Below are 18,603 nucleotides of genomic sequence, written 5' to 3' on the forward strand. Positions count from 1 at the left end.
CGGCGGTATTGGCAAGAAGTCGGTTTCCCGCACCAGGAATGCATAGGCGGGTAGTCACCCCGATAGTCACTATTGCCTATGGGCGCCGCGACCGTGCTGCGGTATACCTGTCGTCATCGTTCAACACAGAGAAAGAGCACCATGTCGATTACCGATTACGCCAGCCTGCTGCGCAGCGCCCGCGACCAGGAGCAGCCGCAACGCCTGCTATTCACCTTTACCCAGGCGCAGGCCCAGCCTGGCGGCCAGGGCAAGTCCCTCACGCCTGTGATGTGCGCCGACAAGCTGCCCGAGGAGCTGGACAGCTTCGATACATTGAAGGAGGAGTCGAAACAGATGCAGACACACTGGGACGTGGTCTTCGTGGCGGGACTCGCGGGCCAGGACGGCCAGCCGCCCGCCGCGCAGGAATGCGAGGCGCCCCTGCGCGCCATGGTGACGGCCATTGAGCAAGGGCGCATCGATGGCCTGCTGGCGTTTGACCGCAGCGGGGATTTATTACGTTTTAACTGAATCCGGCCAGGGGCGCTCGTGCAGGTGGCGCGCCCGCTCGATTGGGCAGACGAGGGGCAAAAACTGCTGCTGGCGCGCCGAATACGCCATCAGCGCGCCGCTGTCGATGTCGAAATACCAGCCATGCAGTTTCAATACCCCCTGCTCCACCCGGCGCTTGAGCCAGGGGTAGGTCAGCAGGTTGTCCAGCGACTGCAGGATGCTGGCCAGCTCGCACGCATGGTGCTGTTCTTCCGATGAGCGGTGCGCCAGCTCGCGCCGCACGCGCTGCGCCACCGGTTCGGCAATGCGCATCCACTGTCCCACGAAGTCCGTTTCCTGCCCTTCCGCGCGCGGCTGCGGTTCCAGCAGCGCGCGAATGCCGCCGCAGCGCGCATGTCCGAGCACGATGACCCTGGCCACTTCGAGCTTGCAGACGGCAAACTCGATGGCCGAACTGACGCCGGGTGGCGCTTCGGGCGTACACGGCGGCACCAGGTTGGCGATATTGCGCACCACGAACATGTCACCGGGGTCGCTGCCCGTCAGCAGCATGGGGTCGACGCGCGAATCGCAGCAGCCGATCAGCAAGGTCGAGGGCCGCTGCCCGTCGCGCAGGCTGTCGTACAAGGTTTGCGGCTCGCTGAAATACTGCTGCTGAAACAGGCTGAAGCCGTTGACGAATTTTTCCAGTTCTTCCATGACATACTCTCATTTCCTCAACGTCTGGCAAGAACGACTTGCCAGACGTTCCAACTTTAGCAAGGCATAGCCGCATTCTTGCGCGCATAGCACCACCAGGTGATCGCGATGCAGCTCACATAGAAGCCGATGAAGCACCACAGGGCCGCGTCGGGGCTGCCCGTCAGCGCAATCGACGTGCCATAGCTTTTCGGGATGAAGAAGGCGCCGTAGGCTGCCACGGCCGACGTGAAGCCCAGGACTGCCGCGCCCTCCTTGTTGGCGTCGACGATGGCTTGCTCCTGCGCCGCCTTGCCCTTGCCGGCCGCCGCGCGCTGGTGCTCCGTCAAGAAGATCACGGGGATCATGCGGAAGGTCGATGCATTGCCGACGCCCGTGCCGGCGAACAGCAGCATGAACATCCAGAAGAAGCCGCTGAAGCTACCGCCTGCGCCTGCTTGCGGCATGAAGTACAGCACGCCCAGCACGGCGCCTATCATCAGCAGGAAGGACCACAGGGTGACTCTGGCGCCGCCCAATTTGTCGGAAATCACGCCACCTGCCACGCGCGCCAGCGCACCCACCAGGGGGCCGAGGAAGGCGTAATCGAGCGGGTTCACGTCGGGGAACTGGATCTTGATCAGCAGCGGAAACGCGGCCGAATAACCGATGAAGGAGCCGAAGGTGCCCGTGTACAGCCAGCACATGAGCCAGTTGTGCTTGCGCTTGAAGATCACGGCCTGCTCGGAAAACGAAGCCTTGGCCGAGGCCAGGTCATTCATGCCGAACCAGGCCAGCAAGGTACTCAAGGCGATGAATGGCACCCAGATGAAGCCCGCGTTTTGCAGCCACATCTCCTTGTTCACGCCAATCTTGACCCAGGTGAGCGAATCACCGCCCCAGGCGCCGAAGACGGCGAAGGTAATCACCAGCGGCACGACGAACTGCACCACCGACACGCCCAGGTTGCCCAGGCCCGCATTCATGCCCAGCGCGAAGCCCTTGCTCGCCTTCGGATAGAAAAAGCTGATGTTGGCCATCGACGAGGCAAAATTGCCGCCGCCGAAGCCGCACAGCAGCGCCAGGATCAGCATGGTCGGATAGCCCGTATTTACATCCTGCACGGCCAGGCCGATGCCGATGGCCGGGATCAGCAGGGAACCCGTGGAAATGGCTGTCCAGCGGCGGCCGCCAAAGATGGGCACCATGAACGAATAAAAGATGCGCAAGGTGGCGCCGGACAGGCCCGGCAAGGCGGTCAGCCAGAACAGCTGGTTGTTACTGTAGGTGAAGCCGATGTTGGGCAGGTTGACCACCACCACGCTCCACACCATCCACACGGCGAACGCCAGCAGCAGCGCGGGAATCGAGATCCACAGATTGCGCGCGGCCGTGGCCTTGCCCGTGTTTTGCCAGAAGCTCGGGGTTTCCGGCTCCCACGTATTGATCATGTAGCGGCTCACGAGCTTACTCATAACGTTACTCCTGCAGGTTGGGGGATTGTCGCCGCACGCAGCGGCTTGAACGAGAAATACATCCAGACGAGGGAAACGCAGACGGTGCCGTACAGGAGCATGAAGGCGCTCGATCGCACGCCGGTGAAGTCCACCAGGGCGCCGAACATCACGGGCAGGATGAAGCCACCGAGACCGCCCGCCAGGCCCACCACGCCCGAAACGGCACCGATGTTGTCGGAAAAGTCATCACCGATGAACTTGAAGACGGACGCCTTGCCCACGGCCATGGCGATGCCGACGATGAACAGCAGCGCCGTGAACCACAGCGGCGACAGGCCGATGTGGATGGCCAGCGGCCCCGTGACGGTTTCCACCACCATCTGCGTTTGCGGATACGACAGCAGGAAGAAACACACCCAGCACACCCACATCACGGCCCAGGTGACTTTGGCCGCACCGTATTTGTCCGAAATCCAGCCGCCCAGCGCGCGCAGCACGCCGCCAGGCAGCGAGAAGCAGGCAGCCAGCAGCGCCGCATGCTTCAAATCAAAACCGTATTCGGCCACGTAGTACTTCGTCATCCACAGCGCAAGCGCCACATAACCACCGAAGACCACCGAGTAGTACTGGCAGTAGCGCCACACGCGCGGGTCCTTCAGCACCTTCATCTGCGCCGAAAAGCTTTCGCCCGATGGCGCCAGATGCGATTTGTCCGTGTACGAAAACAGCCAGAAGATGATGGCCGTGGCCAGCATGGCTACCGCATACACCTTCGGCAGCATTTGCCAGCCGAAGGCGGCGACGATGCCGGGCGCGACGAACTTGGTCAGCGCGGAACCGGAGTTCCCGGCGCCGAAGATGCCCATCGCCAGGCCGCGGCGCTCCTTTTCATACCAGCGCGCCACATACGGCGTGCCGACGGAAAACGAACCGCCCGCCAGGCCCACGAACATGCCCAGCACGAGGAAGTGCCAGTAGGCGGTAGCGTAGGAAATCAGGTAGATCGGCACTACGCTGGCCAGCATCAGCAAGAAGAAGACGCGGCGTCCGCCGTATTTGTCCGTCCAGATGCCCAAGGGCACGCGCACGAGAGAGCCCGTCAGCACGGGCATGGCGGCCAGCAAGCCGAACTGCGTTTCAGTCAAGCCCAGACTGGTCTTGATGGGGATGCCCAGTACGGCAAACATCATCCATACCGCGAAGCAGATGGTAAACGCGAAGGTACTGCTGATCAGCACGGACGCCTGCTTGCGCCGCATGCCGGGTTCGACTGCCTTGTTACTACTGTTGTTCTTAGTGCCATCTAGGGTAGCCACGATGTTTCTCCATGAATGCACTGGCCGTCTGGCCAGCCGTCCCGACCAGCTTACGTGGCAGAGGCGAAAGGCACTATCGGCCACAGGGTGATTCTGGAAAGGCAATCTGGATAGCCGCATCGGCAAAAGTGACTAGATACAGGCACGCGGGCCTAGCCTGGATGGCGGGCGTTTTACAAACGGACGTATTTTTGGCACACTCGGCACCGGCACAAAGGGGGCGGCATGGAGAACAGAACGGAGGCAGATGAAAACGTCACCCGCATGGCCGGGCCTGGCGATGTGGCAGCCGTGCTGGCCTGCGATGCGTACGCGCAGGCGCACGCCAGCCGGGGCGACGACATATGGCGCGGCGCGCCAAAGGCGGCTATGCTGGCGCCATTGTCAACGCCTGTAAAGTCACCACATGGATTACCTGAGTCTCAAGCACTTCCACATGGCTTGCGCCGCTGCCAGCGGCTGTCTTTTCCTGTTGCGCGGCGCCTGGATGCTGCGCGCCTCGCCGCTGCTGCAACAGCGCTGGGTGAAAGTGCTGCCGCACCTGATCGACACGGCCCTGCTGGCCAGCGCCATCGCCCTGGCCGTGTGGAGCGGCCAGTCGCCGGGCAGCCAGCCCTGGCTGGCCGCCAAGCTGTGCGCGCTGGTGGCCTACATCGTGCTGGGCACCATCGCGCTGAAACGGGGCAAGACGCCGGCCGTGCGCGGCGCCGCGCTTGCCGGCGCCGTGCTGGTATTCGCCTACATCGTCGGCGTGGCCGTCACCAAACACGCCTGGCCGCTGTGATGCATCAGATATGCCGCAGCGCAAGCGAGCTGGCGGCCGCTGGCGCTCCCTGCACGTGCTTAGTTGGCGCGTTTCTTCTCCAGAAGTTTCTTGCCAGTGGCGTCCTGTAGCCACCATTCACGCACATCGAGCGCCTTGTTCTCGATGCTGGCATTGGCCAGCAAGGGATTTTTCTTCAGGTAGACGATATCTTCCTCGAAATTGTCGTGTATCGAAGCCACTTCCAGGAAACGGTTGGCATCCAGACGTCCCAGGTAGATGACCTTGCCAGCCACGACGTCAAACTCGATCGCCTTCGGCGACGATTCGGAGTACTTGGACCTGCTTCCATAGTCAAGCAGCCAGATGAGGATGCGGTAGCGTCCCGGCGTCAGCTGCAGCGCAAAAGTACTGCCCTTGCCCGTAGGCACTTTTGGCGCGACATTCTGCAAGGAGACCTGGCCGGCGGGAGCATGGCTGGATAACCACAGGTCTTTGTCCTTGTTGGTGGCAAGGTCGCTGCTGACAATGCCGAATCTGGCGCCATGCGCCTCGAAGACGGCGCGCTCGAACACGGTGCCGACGACAACGCCCTTGGCAAGGTCGGGGGTCGTATAGGTAAACGCAGGCGCTTTATCGTGGCCGGTGACGCAGCCGGACAACAGCGCAGGCAGCAAGACGGCGCACGCCAGCGCGCGCAGCATGGTGGTTCGGACAAACATGGATGATCCTGGATGAAATGAAGAAAATGGGTAACAAGTAATGAGCAAAGGTCGACAAGCGAACCTGTGCCTGCCTGGGCATCGAGAAATATTTCCACATGGGAATATTTTTAGTGTATCCGCTTGGCAGGAAAATGTCTAGTTGATAAGTCGGCGAGGGGCAAAGTAAGATTTCTGCAGAACGCAGCAGGCTGCACGACAATGACAGTATAGGCAACGTCATCGAGAAACCGGCCACCGTGTACCGGCGCGCTACAAACGACATCATCGAGGCTGCGGTTGATGGCAGTGACGCTAAGCCGGCCACTCACTGACTATCGCGGCATTGAAGCGATGCTGGGCAAGCGGCCGTTCTGGGTACCCACGCCTATTGCATCGGCAAGGCCGCCACATCGACGGCGGGCAGCAGGCCCGTGGCCGGGCGCGTGAAGTTCTGGCCGGTTTTCACGACATCGGCAAAAAAGCCGCCGTTATGCAGGTAGAACCTGCCGTTTTCCAGGCCGCCCGCGTAATCCATGCGCTGCGCGTTGGCGGCCGTGGCGTCGCCCGTGTAGCGCCCTGCCGTCACTTCCGACCAGGCGCCGGAAACATTCCTCGCCCACTGGTTGCCAAACTGGACGCGGCGCTCCGTATAGCCCAGCGTATCGATGAAGTTCTCGAGGAAGGAATGCACGCCCGTCAAATACGTGGAAATCGCCGGCCGCTTCCAGGTGGCGATGTAGCGCCATTTGCCCGTCTCGGGCGCGAAGAACCAGGCCGAATAATCGCTGCCGCCCTTGCCATCGGGCCGCGCGCGCGTGATGAAACGGTAGGTGGTGCCGGCCGCCCAGTTATATGAAAGGTAAGTCTGCCCGCCCGTGCCCTCGCCGCCGAAGGCGTTATCGACCACGCCGGCGCCCTTGCTGACCAGGGTGGTCTTGGCGCCATTGTCGGCGTCCCACACGGAAAACAAGATCCAGCGCTCGCTGGGCGACTTGACCTGGATGCCCATGTAGCCCTGGCCGAAGCCGTTGGCCATGAAGTAGGAGCCGATGGCATCCTGCCCCTTGGGTATCGTCATCTCGTTATAAAAATACTCGGTATTGGCCGGCACCGTGTAGCCCATGTGCACGGAAGGGCCGCGCCGCGACCAGTAGTAATTAGCCGGATCGTTGGCGAACGTGAGCGCGGCGTTCGACGTCACCTTCAGCGCCGAAACGTCCCCAAACGTGCCCTTGGCGCGCGTCAGTCCCTGCAAGTCCACCTTCACGTAGCCGGCCGCCGCCACATTCACCGTGCCCACGGCGTAGGTCTTGCGCGCCTTGCCGGCCAGCCTGACGTCGAACGGCGTGCCGTTGATCTTCACGCGGACGGTGCTGTTGCCGCCATCGGCCAGGCTGGCGTCAAACGCCACCTGGACGGGGCCCGCCCCGGAGACGCGAAAATACGTGCTGGCGACGGCAGCGGGATTGCTCCAGCCGGTCAGGCCATGTTCGCCGATGACGGCGCCCTTGTCTGCACTGGTGATGAAGGCATTGCCGGCCAGTTCCACGGTGGCGGGCGTGGCCGGCGCGGCCACGCTGGCGGCCAGCAAGGCGGTGCCGCCCGTGCTGGTGCTGGTGGCGGTGGCGCCACCGCAGGCTGCCAGCAGCAAGGGCATGGCGGGAAGGACTGCGTAGAGTAATGAACTTGTGTGTTTCATCAGCGTCTCCTCGGATAGAAAAAACCCGCTACGGCGGCAGGCGCGGTAGCGGGTCGTTAAAGCTTAGTACTTGCCGTCGAGGGCGAAGATCGGCTTGCGTGTTTGCCACTGGCCGCCCGTGAAGTCGGGGAAGTCCAGGGTCTGGAAGTTGGCGGCGATCGACTGCTCTGACAGCGGCGTGATGGCGCTCCACGTCACGGCATCGTAGATATCGATCGGCATCGGCGCATTGGCCTTGAGCGCTTCGACAAAGGCGTGGATGACGAAGAAGTCCATGCCGCCGTGGCCCGCGCCTTCGGCTTGCGCCGCGTATTTGCGCCAGACCGGGTGCTCATACTTGTCCTGGTAAGCCTTGAAGTCGTCCCACTGGTGCGGCTTGCTGACGCCTTCGATGTGAATCGCGTTGTTCAAGTCCATCCACAGGCCGTCCGTGCCTTGCACGCGGAAACCCAGCGAATACGGACGCGGCAGGCTGGTATCGTGCTGCAGGATGATGGTTTCGCCGTTTTCGCACGCCAGGGTCGTGGTGACGACATCGCCCAGCTTGAACTTGACCTTGGCGTTCGCATGCTGCGCGCCACCCGGCTGCTTGACGATGTAGTCGTGCAAGCCGCGCGCCTTGGTGGCGAAGGCGTTGATGCGCGTAAAACGGTTGCCGCGGTTGATGTTGGTGTACATGGCGCACGGGCCGATGCCATGGCTAGGATACAGTTCGCCATTGCGCTCAACCGAATGCTGCGTGCGCCAATGGGCTTCCGACCAGCCTTTTTCGCCGAATTCCACGCCGCCGCCATACGGCTTGGCCGGATTGCCGCTGTTGAATTTGACGGCGCGCAGGTCATGCTGGTAGCCGCCCTGCAGGTGCAGCAGTTCGCCGAACAGACCCGCGCGCACCATCTGCAGCGCGGCCATCACGTCGCGGCGGTAGCATACGTTTTCCAGCAACATGTACGGCGTGCCCGTTTTCAGCTGGGTATTCAGGACGTCCCAGTGGTCTTGCAAGGTGATGCCAGCCACCACTTCGCAACCTACGGCAATCTTCGCCTGCATGGCGGCGATTGCCATGGGCGCGTGGAATTCCCACGGCGTGGCGATGATCACACCATCGAGGCCGCCCGCATCGAGCATGCGCTTGTAGGCTTTCTGGTCGCGGTCTTCGCCATACGTGCGCGGACGCGGCTTGCCGGCTTTGGCCACCTGGCCCAGCGCATGTTTCAGCATGATCGGCTCGATATCGCACAGGGCGACCACTTCCACGTCGTCGCGGCGCACCAGTTCCGCCAGCAGCACCTGGCCGCGCATGCCGGTGCCGATCACGCCCAGGCGGACCTTGGCGCGGCCGGCTGCAGGTGCAGCGTTGGCGTGGCCAGGCAGCAAAGCGCTGCCGGCCATGGCGCCACCGGCCAGCGCTGCGCTGGCGGACAGGAAATTGCGTCGATTGATTTGTGTTGTCATTAGTCTCTACTCGCTTCCATTGGTAATGATCGTCACCGGCCCGCCGCACGGCGGGCCGGCTGCAGTTTAATAGGTGTATTCCGCCGTGAATCGCACGGAACGCGGCGCCGTGCGTCCATCGACCTGCAGGTAATTGCGGGAGATGGCGCCATGGTCTTCGCGCGTTTCGGTATAGCGGGTGACGGTCTGGCTGTTGAACACGTTGAAGACGTCCACTTTCAGGCTCAGGCCTTTGACGGCGCTGGGAGTATAGGCCACATTCATGTCCAACTGGGCTTGCCACGGCAGCCGGCCCTGGCTGCCGCGCGGCGCCGGCTTGCCATTGCAATAGAAGTAGGAATCGCCATAATCGTTCTCGAACCGCAGGTTATCGGGCAGCGCGCCGATGCAGTTGCGCGGCGCGCCCGAGGTCAGCGACAGGTTGGCGCCCACCATCACGTCCGGGATGACCTGCATGAAGCCGTAGGCCTTGAACGCGTGGCGGTGGTCGCCCGGCAGGTAGCCATAGGCGTTGTACATCAGTTCCTTGTGGTCGTCGCTGACCGTCAGGCCCACGTCGCCGCCGCCGATGCTGTCCGTCTGGCCTTCCATATTGCCCTTCAGGGCGGACAAGGTGTAGGTCAGTTTGCCGTACCAGCCGTTTGTGTACGGATGTTCGACGAAGAGATTCAAGGCGCGGTAGGTGCGCGATGGCAGCGGATTGCCCCACTCGGCCGCCGAGATATCCACGCGGCGCAAACCCTTGCCATCGTCAAAGTCCACCATCAGGCTGTTGTCGCGGCCCGGGTTGATGATGGCGCACTGGAAGCCGCTCCAGTTGCCCGTGTCGACGCCGTTGCGCGTGGCCCAGGCTTGCAGCGGACGTGCGTCGCAGACATCGTCGTTGGTATCGTTCAGCTTGCGGTACAGGACGCTGGCGCCCACCACCAGCTTCTTGCTCAGGGCGCGTTCGAAGCCCAGCGAAAACTCATCCTGCGACAGCGGTTTCAGGCCGATGGCCGTCACTTCGCGCGCATCGCGGCTCTGGCCATAGGCGTTGTTGGCCGAATACGGCTTGCTGATCGCGTGCAGGCCCGTTGGCGCGCCCGTGACCGGATCGACGCCCGTGTAGGTGTACATCTCGCTGGTGGCCAGGAAGGGGCTGGCCATGTTGCTCGACAAATTCGATGGTACCGGCAAGTGGTAGCGGCCGCCGTTGGCGAAGAATTTCAGCGTGCCGTCACCCAGGTAGTCCCAGGTGGCGCCCACGCGCGGGGCGATCATGTTGCGCTGCGAGATAAAAGCCACGCCATCGGTGCTGTAGTTGGTGAACTGTTCGCGGCGCAGGCCCAGATCCAGCAGTACCCGCTCCGTGACCTGGTAGTGATCCTGGATGTATTGCGCCGACTGCACGCTGGTCGGCCGCGCCAGGTTGGCGTTCAGGTCCTTGCTGACGTAATAGCCATCCTTGCCGTAGCCGCCGCCCTGGTACGGCGTTTCAAAGGCGCCGTTGATCGGCAGATTCGCATCTTTGGCTTTCAAGTAGTTCCAACGATAGCCGCCGGCCAGGCTCAGACCCACCTTCGATTCCACGTCGATGCGGTCGATGCCGCCGCGCAGCGAGTGCTTGCCCAGCTTGTACTCCAGGTCCAGGCGCTTGGCCTTCTGCCGGTCTTCCGAGGAAGGGTCGGTCAGGGAACCAGTGACCGATTGCGGATTCACATAGACGAGGCCGGGCACTTGCGTCGATTGGATGGACCTGGTTTGCGCCAGGTTGGGGTCATAGCCTTCGGGCGTGCGGCGGTGGCTGGTGCGCGACTGGCCCATCATGGCCGTCACCGTCAGATTATCCGTCAGGTAGCCCGTATACTTGAAGATATCGACATTCGCGCCTGGCGCAGCCGACGAGCCGCAGCAGTTGATGGTGGTCTCGCTTCCGCCGCCAGGCACGTTGTTGCGTTTCAAGGTGGCATAGTCGAAGCCATAGCTCTGGCTATCCGTAGTCGTGCGGTCATACAGCTTGGTATATTCAAAGTGATGGTCGTCCGTCAGGTTGTAATCCAGCTTGGCCATCATGCGGTCAACCTTGCTCTTGCTCTCGCGCCAGCCGTTCGGCAGCACCTTGTCCGAGTCGTCGCGCGCACCGGCGACGGAACCGCTGTTCGTGCGCGTCTGTTCCAGCGCCACGAAGGCGAACAGTTTATTCTTGATCAGGGGTCCGCTGCCGTACAAGCCGACAACCTTGCTGCTATTGTTGTTATCGCGGTTCCAGTACTTCAAGGTGCCATCCGTGTCCGGATTGGCGCCCGTGTTCGGGTAATACCGGTTTTCCGTCGTGCCCTTCAGCGTACCTGGGATGATGGACACCTTGCCGCCGAATTCGACCTTGTTGCCGCCGCTCTTGGTGGTGATGTTGATCACGCCGCCCGTGGAGCGGCCAAACTCCGAGCCGTAGCCACCCGACAGCACCTGCAGGTTGGAGATCGCGCCGAACGGCAGCTCCGACGCGCCCACCTGGGTGAGGATATTCGTGATGGGAAAACCGTTGACGTAGAACGCGTTTTCCGACTGGCCCGAGCCGCCGATCGACGGCGCATTGCCATACACGCTGTTGGTGCCGCGCGCCACGCCCGGCGTCAGCTGCACGATGGAAGCCACATCATTCCCGACTGGCAGCGCTTTCAATTCCTTGGCGGTGAAGATCACGCCATTGTTCGTGTTCGATACGTCGATCGGATTGCGCGACGCCTTCACCACGACGGTTTGCTCCTGCCCCACGGTACCGGCCGCACTGGCGGGGCCGAAATTGGCTTCTGCGCCCGCGCCGATCAGCGCTTCGACTTCCTGCGATGCTTCGACCGAACCGGCACGCAGCACGCGCACCGCATAGCGGCCTGGCGGCATGGAGTTGGCCACATAGCGGCCCGACGTATCGGGCGTCAGGCTGCGCTGCACGCCCGTTGCCAGGTTTTCCAGCACCACGGTGGCGCCGGCCGGCGCGCTCACTTCGCCGAAAATGGTACTGGTGGCGTTCGACTGTGCCCAGGCCTGGCCTGGCACGCCGGCCGCCAGTGCGATCACGATCGCGGCGGCACGGCTGATGTCGCGCAATTTGAGTCGGGTGCTATGCATGATGTGTCTCCGTCTATATCGAGGGTTATACGCGCCCTCCCCGCTCCAGGGCGAAGTCGGGGGGATGCAATTTTTATAGTGATCGTCGGAAGGTAGAGCCAGGCAACCGCACCTTCCGGGAAATCAGTCCGTATCGGCTGATTTTCGTTTTCTTGGGATTACTTTAAAAAGAAAAATAAGTATCGTCAACAAAAAGAAAGTTATAACGCAAATTTATCACTCAACTGCGCAAATAAACGCGATTTATCTTTCGCTTCAATCAGTGGCGCCCCAGATAACTTTCGTTATCGTGGCGTGGCAGATACACACTTATGCAGGGATGTGAGGAGGAACGGTGAATCGGCCAAAAATTCGGGGATAGCAACGCGAAAGCAACCCTGGCGATCCGCTTTCACTTACGCTTATCTTTCGTATTGCACATTTCGGAATGGTGTCTTTTCTTTTCATGGCAATACCCCAGCCCGCACAGGCGGGCCGGGGCAAGGTCACGTCTTAAAAGAACTTGTAGCTGGCCGAGAGGGCAAACTGGCGACCGAACAGGTCCTGGCTATGGTTGTAGCCCTCCCAGCCGTTCGGGTCATAGTACGGCTGCTTGTTGAACGCGTTTTTCACGTTCAGGCCCACGTCCAGGTGCTTGATCGGCTTCCAGCTGAAGGCCAGGTTTACCGTGGTGTACGACGGCGCGCCCTTGCACTGGCCCGCAGGCAGGGCCACGGAGGCGGCGGTGCAGTTTTCCGGGGTGTTGTCCTTGTCCCAGGGACCGTAGGCCCAGCGCGTCTTGCCCGAGTAGTTGACAAACACGCTGCTGACGAAATTGCGGTAGCTACAGTCGGCATTCACGGTGGCGCGGTAACGCGGCGAATCGTAGTAGCCGACGGTATTGCCCTTGATGTCGCTGCCGTCTTCGCTGTCGTGGGTGTCGCGCTTGCGGATGGTGGCCGCGATGCCGGTGCTCAGCTTGCCCCAGTCACCCAGCGCAAAGCGCGTGCGCGCATCGATGTCCACGCCGTCCATCAGGGTGCGGCCACGGTTCGAATACGAGTTGATCAAGCCGCCCAGGTTGCCCACCGAGTAGCCCGGCACGCCAGCCGCGCATACGCCCGCGTTGGCGGGATTGGCGCACATGGCCGCCACCGCCGCCATATTGCCCCGGTCCGTGTCCGTCAGGTCGTTGCGGATGGCGCTCGATGTGCCGGCCAGGGTGGGGCCATACTTGTCCACCAGTTCCGTAAACAGCTCGTTGAAGTCCTGGCGCACGATTTCGTCGCGGCGATTGATGAACCAGTAATCGATGGAGATGCTCACGTCCTTGGCCGGCTGCAGCACCAGGCCAACGGTCGAAATCTTCGCTTTTTCAGGACGCAGGTTCTGGTTCGGCGGCGTCAGGCCACCCACCGTCGTCGAGCAATTCGAATTGAGCAGGCTTTTGCCCAGGTCCGCATCGGTCGCCACCTTTGACTTCATCAGGGCGCGCGCCATGGCATTCGTTTCATCGCAGCGTACCGTGTCGCGGATGCCGCCCACCTGCGCAAAGACGCCGCCCGAGCCGGATTCGGCCAGGTTGGGCGCGCGGAAGCCTTCGGAATACGTCCCGCGCAGCATCAGGTCGGGCCGCGCGCGCCAGATCACGCCCAGCTTGGGCGCCAGATTGGCGGCGAAATGCGGATATTTGTCCAGGCGCGCGGCCGCATTGACTTCCAGCGTGTCGCTGAGCGGCACCACCACTTCGCCAAACACGGCGGCGATGGTGCGCTTGCCGTCGAACCAGGAACCGCCCTGCTGCGTGATCAGGCCATTCGCGGCGTCCGCGTTGCCGGGCGTGAGGAAGCTCTCGCGCATGATGTTGGTGCCGACTGCGGCGCGCACCTCGCGTTCACCGAGCTTGAACAAGGTGCCTTCCAGCTTCGCATCCCAGGTCATCAGCTTGGTCCACGATTCGATGGCGAAGGTCGGATAGGCGGCACGCAGGAGCGCCGCGTTGGCTTCGCTGATTTCACCGAACTTGTAGGCGGGATTGTCCGAGATATACGTGCGGCCGCTGACGGGATCTTTCGTGAACGGGCCAAACGCCTGCTCGAAACCCTTGATGTTGATATTTGCCGTCTGGAACAGCGTGGAATGGCTACCCGCCACGCTGAGCGCCGTTTCAAAATCCCAGCCGCCGCCGATGCTGCCGCGCAGGCCGACGAGCGCGCGGTAGTTTTCATCGACATTTTTCTGGCCGAAGTGGCTCGTCGCATCCTGCAACAGGTAATTCAAGCCGGCCGCGCCGCCCATCTTGGCCAGCATGTCGGCATCGAGCTTGCCCTTCAGGTAGACGTTGTTAGGGCTCAGGAAAGGCGTGGCGAAGGTATTCAGGGTATTGCCTGTGTTACGCGCGAACCAGTTATTCGTGCTGCCACTGTTGAAGCTGGACGGGCCATTCTCGCCGCGCATCTTGATGTGAGTGAAGGCGCCTTCCGCGAACGCTTCCATGTCGCCACCCAGTTTCAGCCGGCCGCTCAGGTACGCCGTGGCGCGCTCCGAAGTCGGGCCGGTGTCGAGCTGGTTGGGCAGCGCATTCCACACGCAGCGACTACCCGACGCCTCGGTGATGCTGGTGTTGCAGCCAGGCGCGGCGCGCTGGGTGCGCGCATTGTTATTGGCCTTGTCGAAGACAAAGAAAGTCCCGGGATTCATCACGCCCGGTTCGCTGCCGACGCCCACGCGCATGTTCGGAATGAAATTGGGATTGTTCACATAAAAATACGAGGGACGCTTGCGCCAGGTATCGGCCAGCGCGATGCGGTCGCGCTGGTAGACGTTCACGGAACCGTAGATGTTGTAGCCGTCGCTGGCCAGGTCGCCCAGGCCATACAGCACGCTGGCCTGGCGCTCGCCATAGGCTTTCACGCTGGGCGAAAACTCGCCATTGGCGCGCACTTCCAGGCCTTGGTAGCTCTTTTTGGTAATCACGTTGATGACACCTGCGACGGCATCGGAGCCATACACGGCCGACGCGCCGTCCGTCAGGATTTCCATGCGCTCGATGGCGGCGGCGGGAATGGCGTCGATATTGACGAACATGGTCTGGAAGCCGGCTGGCGCGCCATAGAACGACAGGCGGCGGCCATTCAGCAGCACCAGGGTGCCCTGCGCGCCCAGGCCGCGCAAGTTCGCCTGCGAACCGCCGTCCGACCCGGTGAACATCGAGCGAAAATCCTGCTGCGCCGGGCGTGCGGCGGGCAGGTTGTCGAGCACTTGCAGCAAGGTGAGCGCGCCCATGTTTTCGATCTGCTTGGCGTTGATCACCTGTACGGGTGACGCTGTTTCCGCGTTGATGCGTTTCAGGCTGGAGCCCGTCACTTCGACGCGCGCCAGTTTCTCCTCTTCCGCTGCCAGCGCCGTTGAAGCCAATCCTACCGCCACCATGGCGGCCATCAGTTTTTTCAAGTGCATTCCCATCTCCCTTTTATAAGTGATTTGTTTTCGTCAGGCTGCAAGAGCCCCTCCCCGGTCCGAAGAGGGGCTCGTTTTTAGTGAAATGATTGAAAGGCGGTTAGCGCGGCTTGACTGTCGCGCCTTCCGTGCCGGTGAGTACGGCATTGGCCCAGTTGCCGCAAACCTGGGCCGGCCGGGCGCCGCGCGCGCCCAGAGTACGCAAACTGAGCTGGCTCAGGCCGCGCACGTCGATTTCGGGTTTGACCACCCCGGGAGCCTTGACCAGGCCGCTGTCGTACAGCAGCCGCTCACCGCTCCACACCTGGAATTGCAAGCCGCCCGCGCTGCGGCAGCTATCGTCTACACCCAGGTCGGCGCGCAGCAGATTCCAGTTGCCCGCCAGTTGCAGGTCGATGCGGCTGGCAGGTCCCACGCCGAGGCCCTTGCGGAACCACAGCCCGTTCATGCGCATCTCGGCCGCCTTGCCGGCCGGCCGGTCGCGTCCGATATTCTTTGGCAGCGCCAGGTCCGACAGGTAGCGCAGCACCTCCTCGCCTTCAGGCATGCGGTGTTCGAGCACGCGAAATTCGGACAAGGTCACGGGCGCCACGTCGGTCGCCAGCGCCGCATCAAACGCGCGCGCCACCGGCCCCGCTTGTGCCGCCGTGACCATAGGATCGGTGGACGCCGCGCCATCGCCTTCCGGATTTTGCGTGCTCATCACGCGGAAGCGCAGCAAGCGCCCGGCCGTGGCGGGGAAATTGATCGTCTGTGTGCCTTCCTGCAGTTTGAGGGTGCCCCGCTGCAGCGGCGCGCCCCACTCGCCGTTGTTATCGCCGATATAGATTTCATAGTCGCGCACCTGGCCATGCTTCCAGTGCTGGTCGTTGCGCGGCGCCAGTTCGATGCCGTCCACCAGGCGCCGCTCCGTAAAGCCGATCACCCATTCATGCGGTCCGCTTTTCACGGACGGGCTGCGCACGGTGCGGAACCACGTCTCCGGCTTGCCATCGAAGGCGTTTTCCAGCGGATAGCCGCTTTCTTCTGCAGGACGCGCCACCACCTGCATGGCGTCGGCTGGCAAGGCGCGGCCCGGCACGGGGGCGGCCGGGAAATCTGCATCGACTCTCGCCACGGCCAGCGCACCAGCGACCTGCAGAATCAAAGGCTGGCGGATGTCCTGCCCCGCCACTTTCACGTGCAGGGTGCCTTGCCTGTCTGCCGCATCGAAGAACCAGGCCTCAAGCGCCTTGTCATAGGCGGCACGCTCACCGGACGCCGCGATCAGGCGCTCGCCAGCGCGCACGGCGGCCGGGGCCTGGCCCGCCAGCATGCGCAGCGCGTAGCTGCGGCGCGCTTCCTGGCCCTGGTACTTGCCATCGACGGCGCCGATGTCGACCTGCACATCGCCGCCCGTCTGGCGCATGCGGATGACTTGCTGGCTGAAGGCGCCGCCCTGGTACTGGCGCGTATTGCCGTCGTCTTCATACAGGGTGTATTCGGAAGCGCCGTGCGGGTAGATATCGAGCGTGAGTTGATCCTTCGGCTTCTGGCCGTCGTACAGCATTTCCGGATACATGGGCAAGATGGCGCCGGCGCGCACGAACACGGGCAGCTTGTCGAGCGTGACCTGCATATCCAGGTCGCGGCCCTTGGTATCGGCCGTGGCCTGGCGGCCATCCCAGTAGTCGTACCACGTGCCCTGCGGCAGGTGGATGCCCTTGCGCCAGCCGCCGCTGACGGCCTGGCTGCGGTAGACGGGCGCCACCAGCACATCGCGCCCCAGCAGGAATTGGTATTTGTACGCTTCCGTGTAGGCGGCCGGGTCTTGCGCGTAATCCCACATCAGGCCGCGCACCAGCGGCGCGCCAGATTGTTCTGCTTCACGCACCAAGGTGTACATATAGGGAGTGAGGCGCATCTTGAGCTTCAGGTAGCGGCGGTTGATGTCGCGGTAAGGTTCGTCGAACCACCACGGGTGCTTGCGCTCGGCGGCAGCCCAGCCGGACATGCCCATCAGGACAGGCGTAAAACTCTTCCACTGCAAATCGCGCAGATAGGTTTCCGGGCTGCCGCCAAAGATGGCATCCACGTCACCGGACGCATACGCCTGGCCCGACAGGCCCGAACCGATCAGGGTCGGGATATGCCAGCGGATGTAGTCCCAGCTCGCGCTCTGGTCACCCGTCCACGCCACGGCGTAGCGCTGGATGCCGGCCCAGCCCATGACCGTCCACAAAAATGGCCGGCTGTCGGAGTTGTTGAGGATGCCGTCGTAGGCTGACTTGTTCGCATCCATGGCGAACTGGTAGCCCTTGCCCGTCCACGCCACGTCCAGCTTTTGCACGCGGCTGCCCGCCTGGCCCACTTCCCAGGCGATCTTGTCGACACCATTTTCCGTCCACAGGCCCGTACGGAAGCCGTAGCCGGCCAGGCCCTTCACGGTTTCCGGCAAGTTCGTGTAGCCGCAGCCATAGCCGTCGTTGGGCAATATCCAGCCGCCCGGCATGTCGTGTTCACGGTATTGGCGCGCCACCGATTCGACCACGTCCGGCGTCTTGCCGGTCGGGCCATCGCTCCAGCTCTTCGGCACGGAGCCGGGTTTTTTCACGTTGTCGCCATCGTTGTAGCAATCGGCGTCGCCGTATTCCAGCGCCCAGCGGGGCAGCATGCGCGCGCGGCCCGTCAAGTCCGTGTAGCGGGCGACGACGTCGCGCAAATCCTTACCGACAAAGAAATACGCATCGAAGCGGCCTTCCGCGTGCTGCAGCGAGATCTGCTCCTTGTCGCGCAAGTCGTAATGACCGTCGGACCAGGTATTGCGCAGCACGCCCCAGCCCCGTGAACTCATCAAAAATGGCGCGGGATTCGGGCGGTCGCCCTCTTCCCAGCCGCCCGAATACGACACGGGCACCTGCTTGCCCTTGAATTCGAAGCGGCCATTTTGCTGGCCGCCGCCAAAATAGCGCTCGCCCGGCAAGCTGGAAAGCACCTGCACGCCCTGCTTGTCATCGAGCGACAAGGGCTGCACCTCGCGCCACAGCGGCACCAGGTCTCCCTTGCGGAACAAGGTAAAGCGCAAGGGTTTGCGGTCGATGCGCAGGCTCAGGGCTTCGGTACTGATCAGGATATGCTCGGCCTGCTCGCTGATGGTATAGGCCACCTGCGCCGCAGGCTGGCCCACGACGATGGGCGCGGCCTTGTCGCCCGGCCCCGTCAAGCCCGCCTTGCCGCCCGCCTGGATGCGCAGCACGTCCACCTGCGGCAGGCTGATACGCAACTGCATGCCCGTATCGCTGCGCACATCCCAACCCAGCGCCTCGCCCTTGGCCACGTCGGCCGCATGCATGGCCGAAATCGTCTGCAAATTGCCGATAGTCGCGGCCTGCAGGCCCGGCACAGCCAGAGTGGCGAGGGCGGCAAGAACACAGACGGCAAGGGCGCGACGGGGAAGCGGAAGAGGTTTCATCTGAGGGCTTTCAAAAATTGATGCGATGGAAATACT

At 62.6% G+C, this 18,603-nt stretch carries 11 protein-coding genes; 2 read left to right on the forward strand and 9 right to left on the reverse strand.

The features are described 5' to 3' along the window. Window positions 1-141: 141 nt before the first annotated feature. Window positions 142-513: a ribonucleotide reductase subunit alpha gene (locus tag ACQ4WN_RS13265; RefSeq protein WP_436551967.1), complete on the forward strand. Its 372-nt coding sequence runs from the start codon at window positions 142-144 to the stop codon at window positions 511-513. Here the strand turns inward: ACQ4WN_RS13265 and ACQ4WN_RS13270 are convergent. The 3 genes from ACQ4WN_RS13270 to ACQ4WN_RS13280 are packed head-to-tail and all read right to left on the reverse strand — an operon-like array spanning window position 499 to window position 3,889. Then, on the reverse strand, window positions 499-1,194 hold the full coding sequence (locus tag ACQ4WN_RS13270; protein WP_436551968.1) for a carbonic anhydrase: 696 nt from the start codon (window positions 1,192-1,194) through the stop codon (window positions 499-501). The genes ACQ4WN_RS13265 and ACQ4WN_RS13270 overlap by 15 nt on opposite strands. A gap of 56 nt (window positions 1,195-1,250) precedes the next feature. Next, the gene (locus tag ACQ4WN_RS13275; RefSeq protein ID WP_436552036.1) at window positions 1,251-2,636 is read right to left on the reverse strand and encodes a NarK family nitrate/nitrite MFS transporter; all 1,386 of its coding nucleotides are present in this window, start codon (window positions 2,634-2,636) and stop codon (window positions 1,251-1,253) included. Window positions 2,637-2,644: 8 nt separating this feature from the next. After that, on the reverse strand, window positions 2,645-3,889 hold the full coding sequence (locus ACQ4WN_RS13280; protein ID WP_436552037.1) for an MFS transporter: 1,245 nt from the start codon (window positions 3,887-3,889) through the stop codon (window positions 2,645-2,647). Window positions 3,890-4,352: 463 nt separating this feature from the next. Between ACQ4WN_RS13280 and ACQ4WN_RS13285 the strand changes: the two genes are divergently transcribed. Continuing rightward, a complete protein-coding gene (locus ACQ4WN_RS13285; RefSeq protein WP_436551969.1) occupies window positions 4,353-4,730 on the forward strand; it encodes a SirB2 family protein in 378 nt (125 codons plus the stop codon). A gap of 59 nt (window positions 4,731-4,789) precedes the next feature. On the opposite strand, the gene ACQ4WN_RS13290 is transcribed toward ACQ4WN_RS13285, so the two are convergent. The 6 genes from ACQ4WN_RS13290 to ACQ4WN_RS13315 form a co-directional block, all read right to left on the reverse strand. Beyond that, window positions 4,790-5,431 (reverse strand): hypothetical protein, encoded by a 642-nt coding sequence (locus ACQ4WN_RS13290; protein WP_436551970.1) that lies wholly within the window; start codon window positions 5,429-5,431, stop codon window positions 4,790-4,792. Window positions 5,432-5,798: 367 nt separating this feature from the next. Then, the gene (locus ACQ4WN_RS13295; RefSeq protein WP_436551971.1) at window positions 5,799-7,112 is read right to left on the reverse strand and encodes a DUF3472 domain-containing protein; all 1,314 of its coding nucleotides are present in this window, start codon (window positions 7,110-7,112) and stop codon (window positions 5,799-5,801) included. A gap of 63 nt (window positions 7,113-7,175) precedes the next feature. Further along, window positions 7,176-8,567, reverse strand: coding sequence for a Gfo/Idh/MocA family protein (locus tag ACQ4WN_RS13300; protein WP_436551972.1), 1,392 nt, complete (start codon window positions 8,565-8,567; stop codon window positions 7,176-7,178). Window positions 8,568-8,633: 66 nt separating this feature from the next. Further along, complete coding sequence (locus tag ACQ4WN_RS13305) at window positions 8,634-11,678, reverse strand: TonB-dependent receptor (RefSeq protein ID WP_436551973.1); 3,045 nt, start codon at window positions 11,676-11,678, stop codon at window positions 8,634-8,636. Window positions 11,679-12,170: 492 nt separating this feature from the next. After that, entirely contained in the window at window positions 12,171-15,116 is a 2,946-nt protein-coding gene (locus ACQ4WN_RS13310; RefSeq protein WP_436551974.1) for a TonB-dependent receptor plug domain-containing protein, read from the reverse strand. A 100-nt stretch (window positions 15,117-15,216) separates the two neighbouring features. After that, window positions 15,217-18,567 carry a TIM-barrel domain-containing protein gene (locus ACQ4WN_RS13315; RefSeq protein WP_436551975.1) on the reverse strand — a complete coding sequence of 1,117 codons (3,351 nt, stop codon included), beginning with the start codon at window positions 18,565-18,567 and terminating at the stop codon, window positions 15,217-15,219. Between the last annotated feature and the right edge of the window lie 36 nt (window positions 18,568-18,603).

Source organism: Janthinobacterium pasteuri, assembly GCF_051380775.1.
Lineage (GTDB): Bacteria > Pseudomonadota > Gammaproteobacteria > Burkholderiales > Burkholderiaceae_D > Janthinobacterium.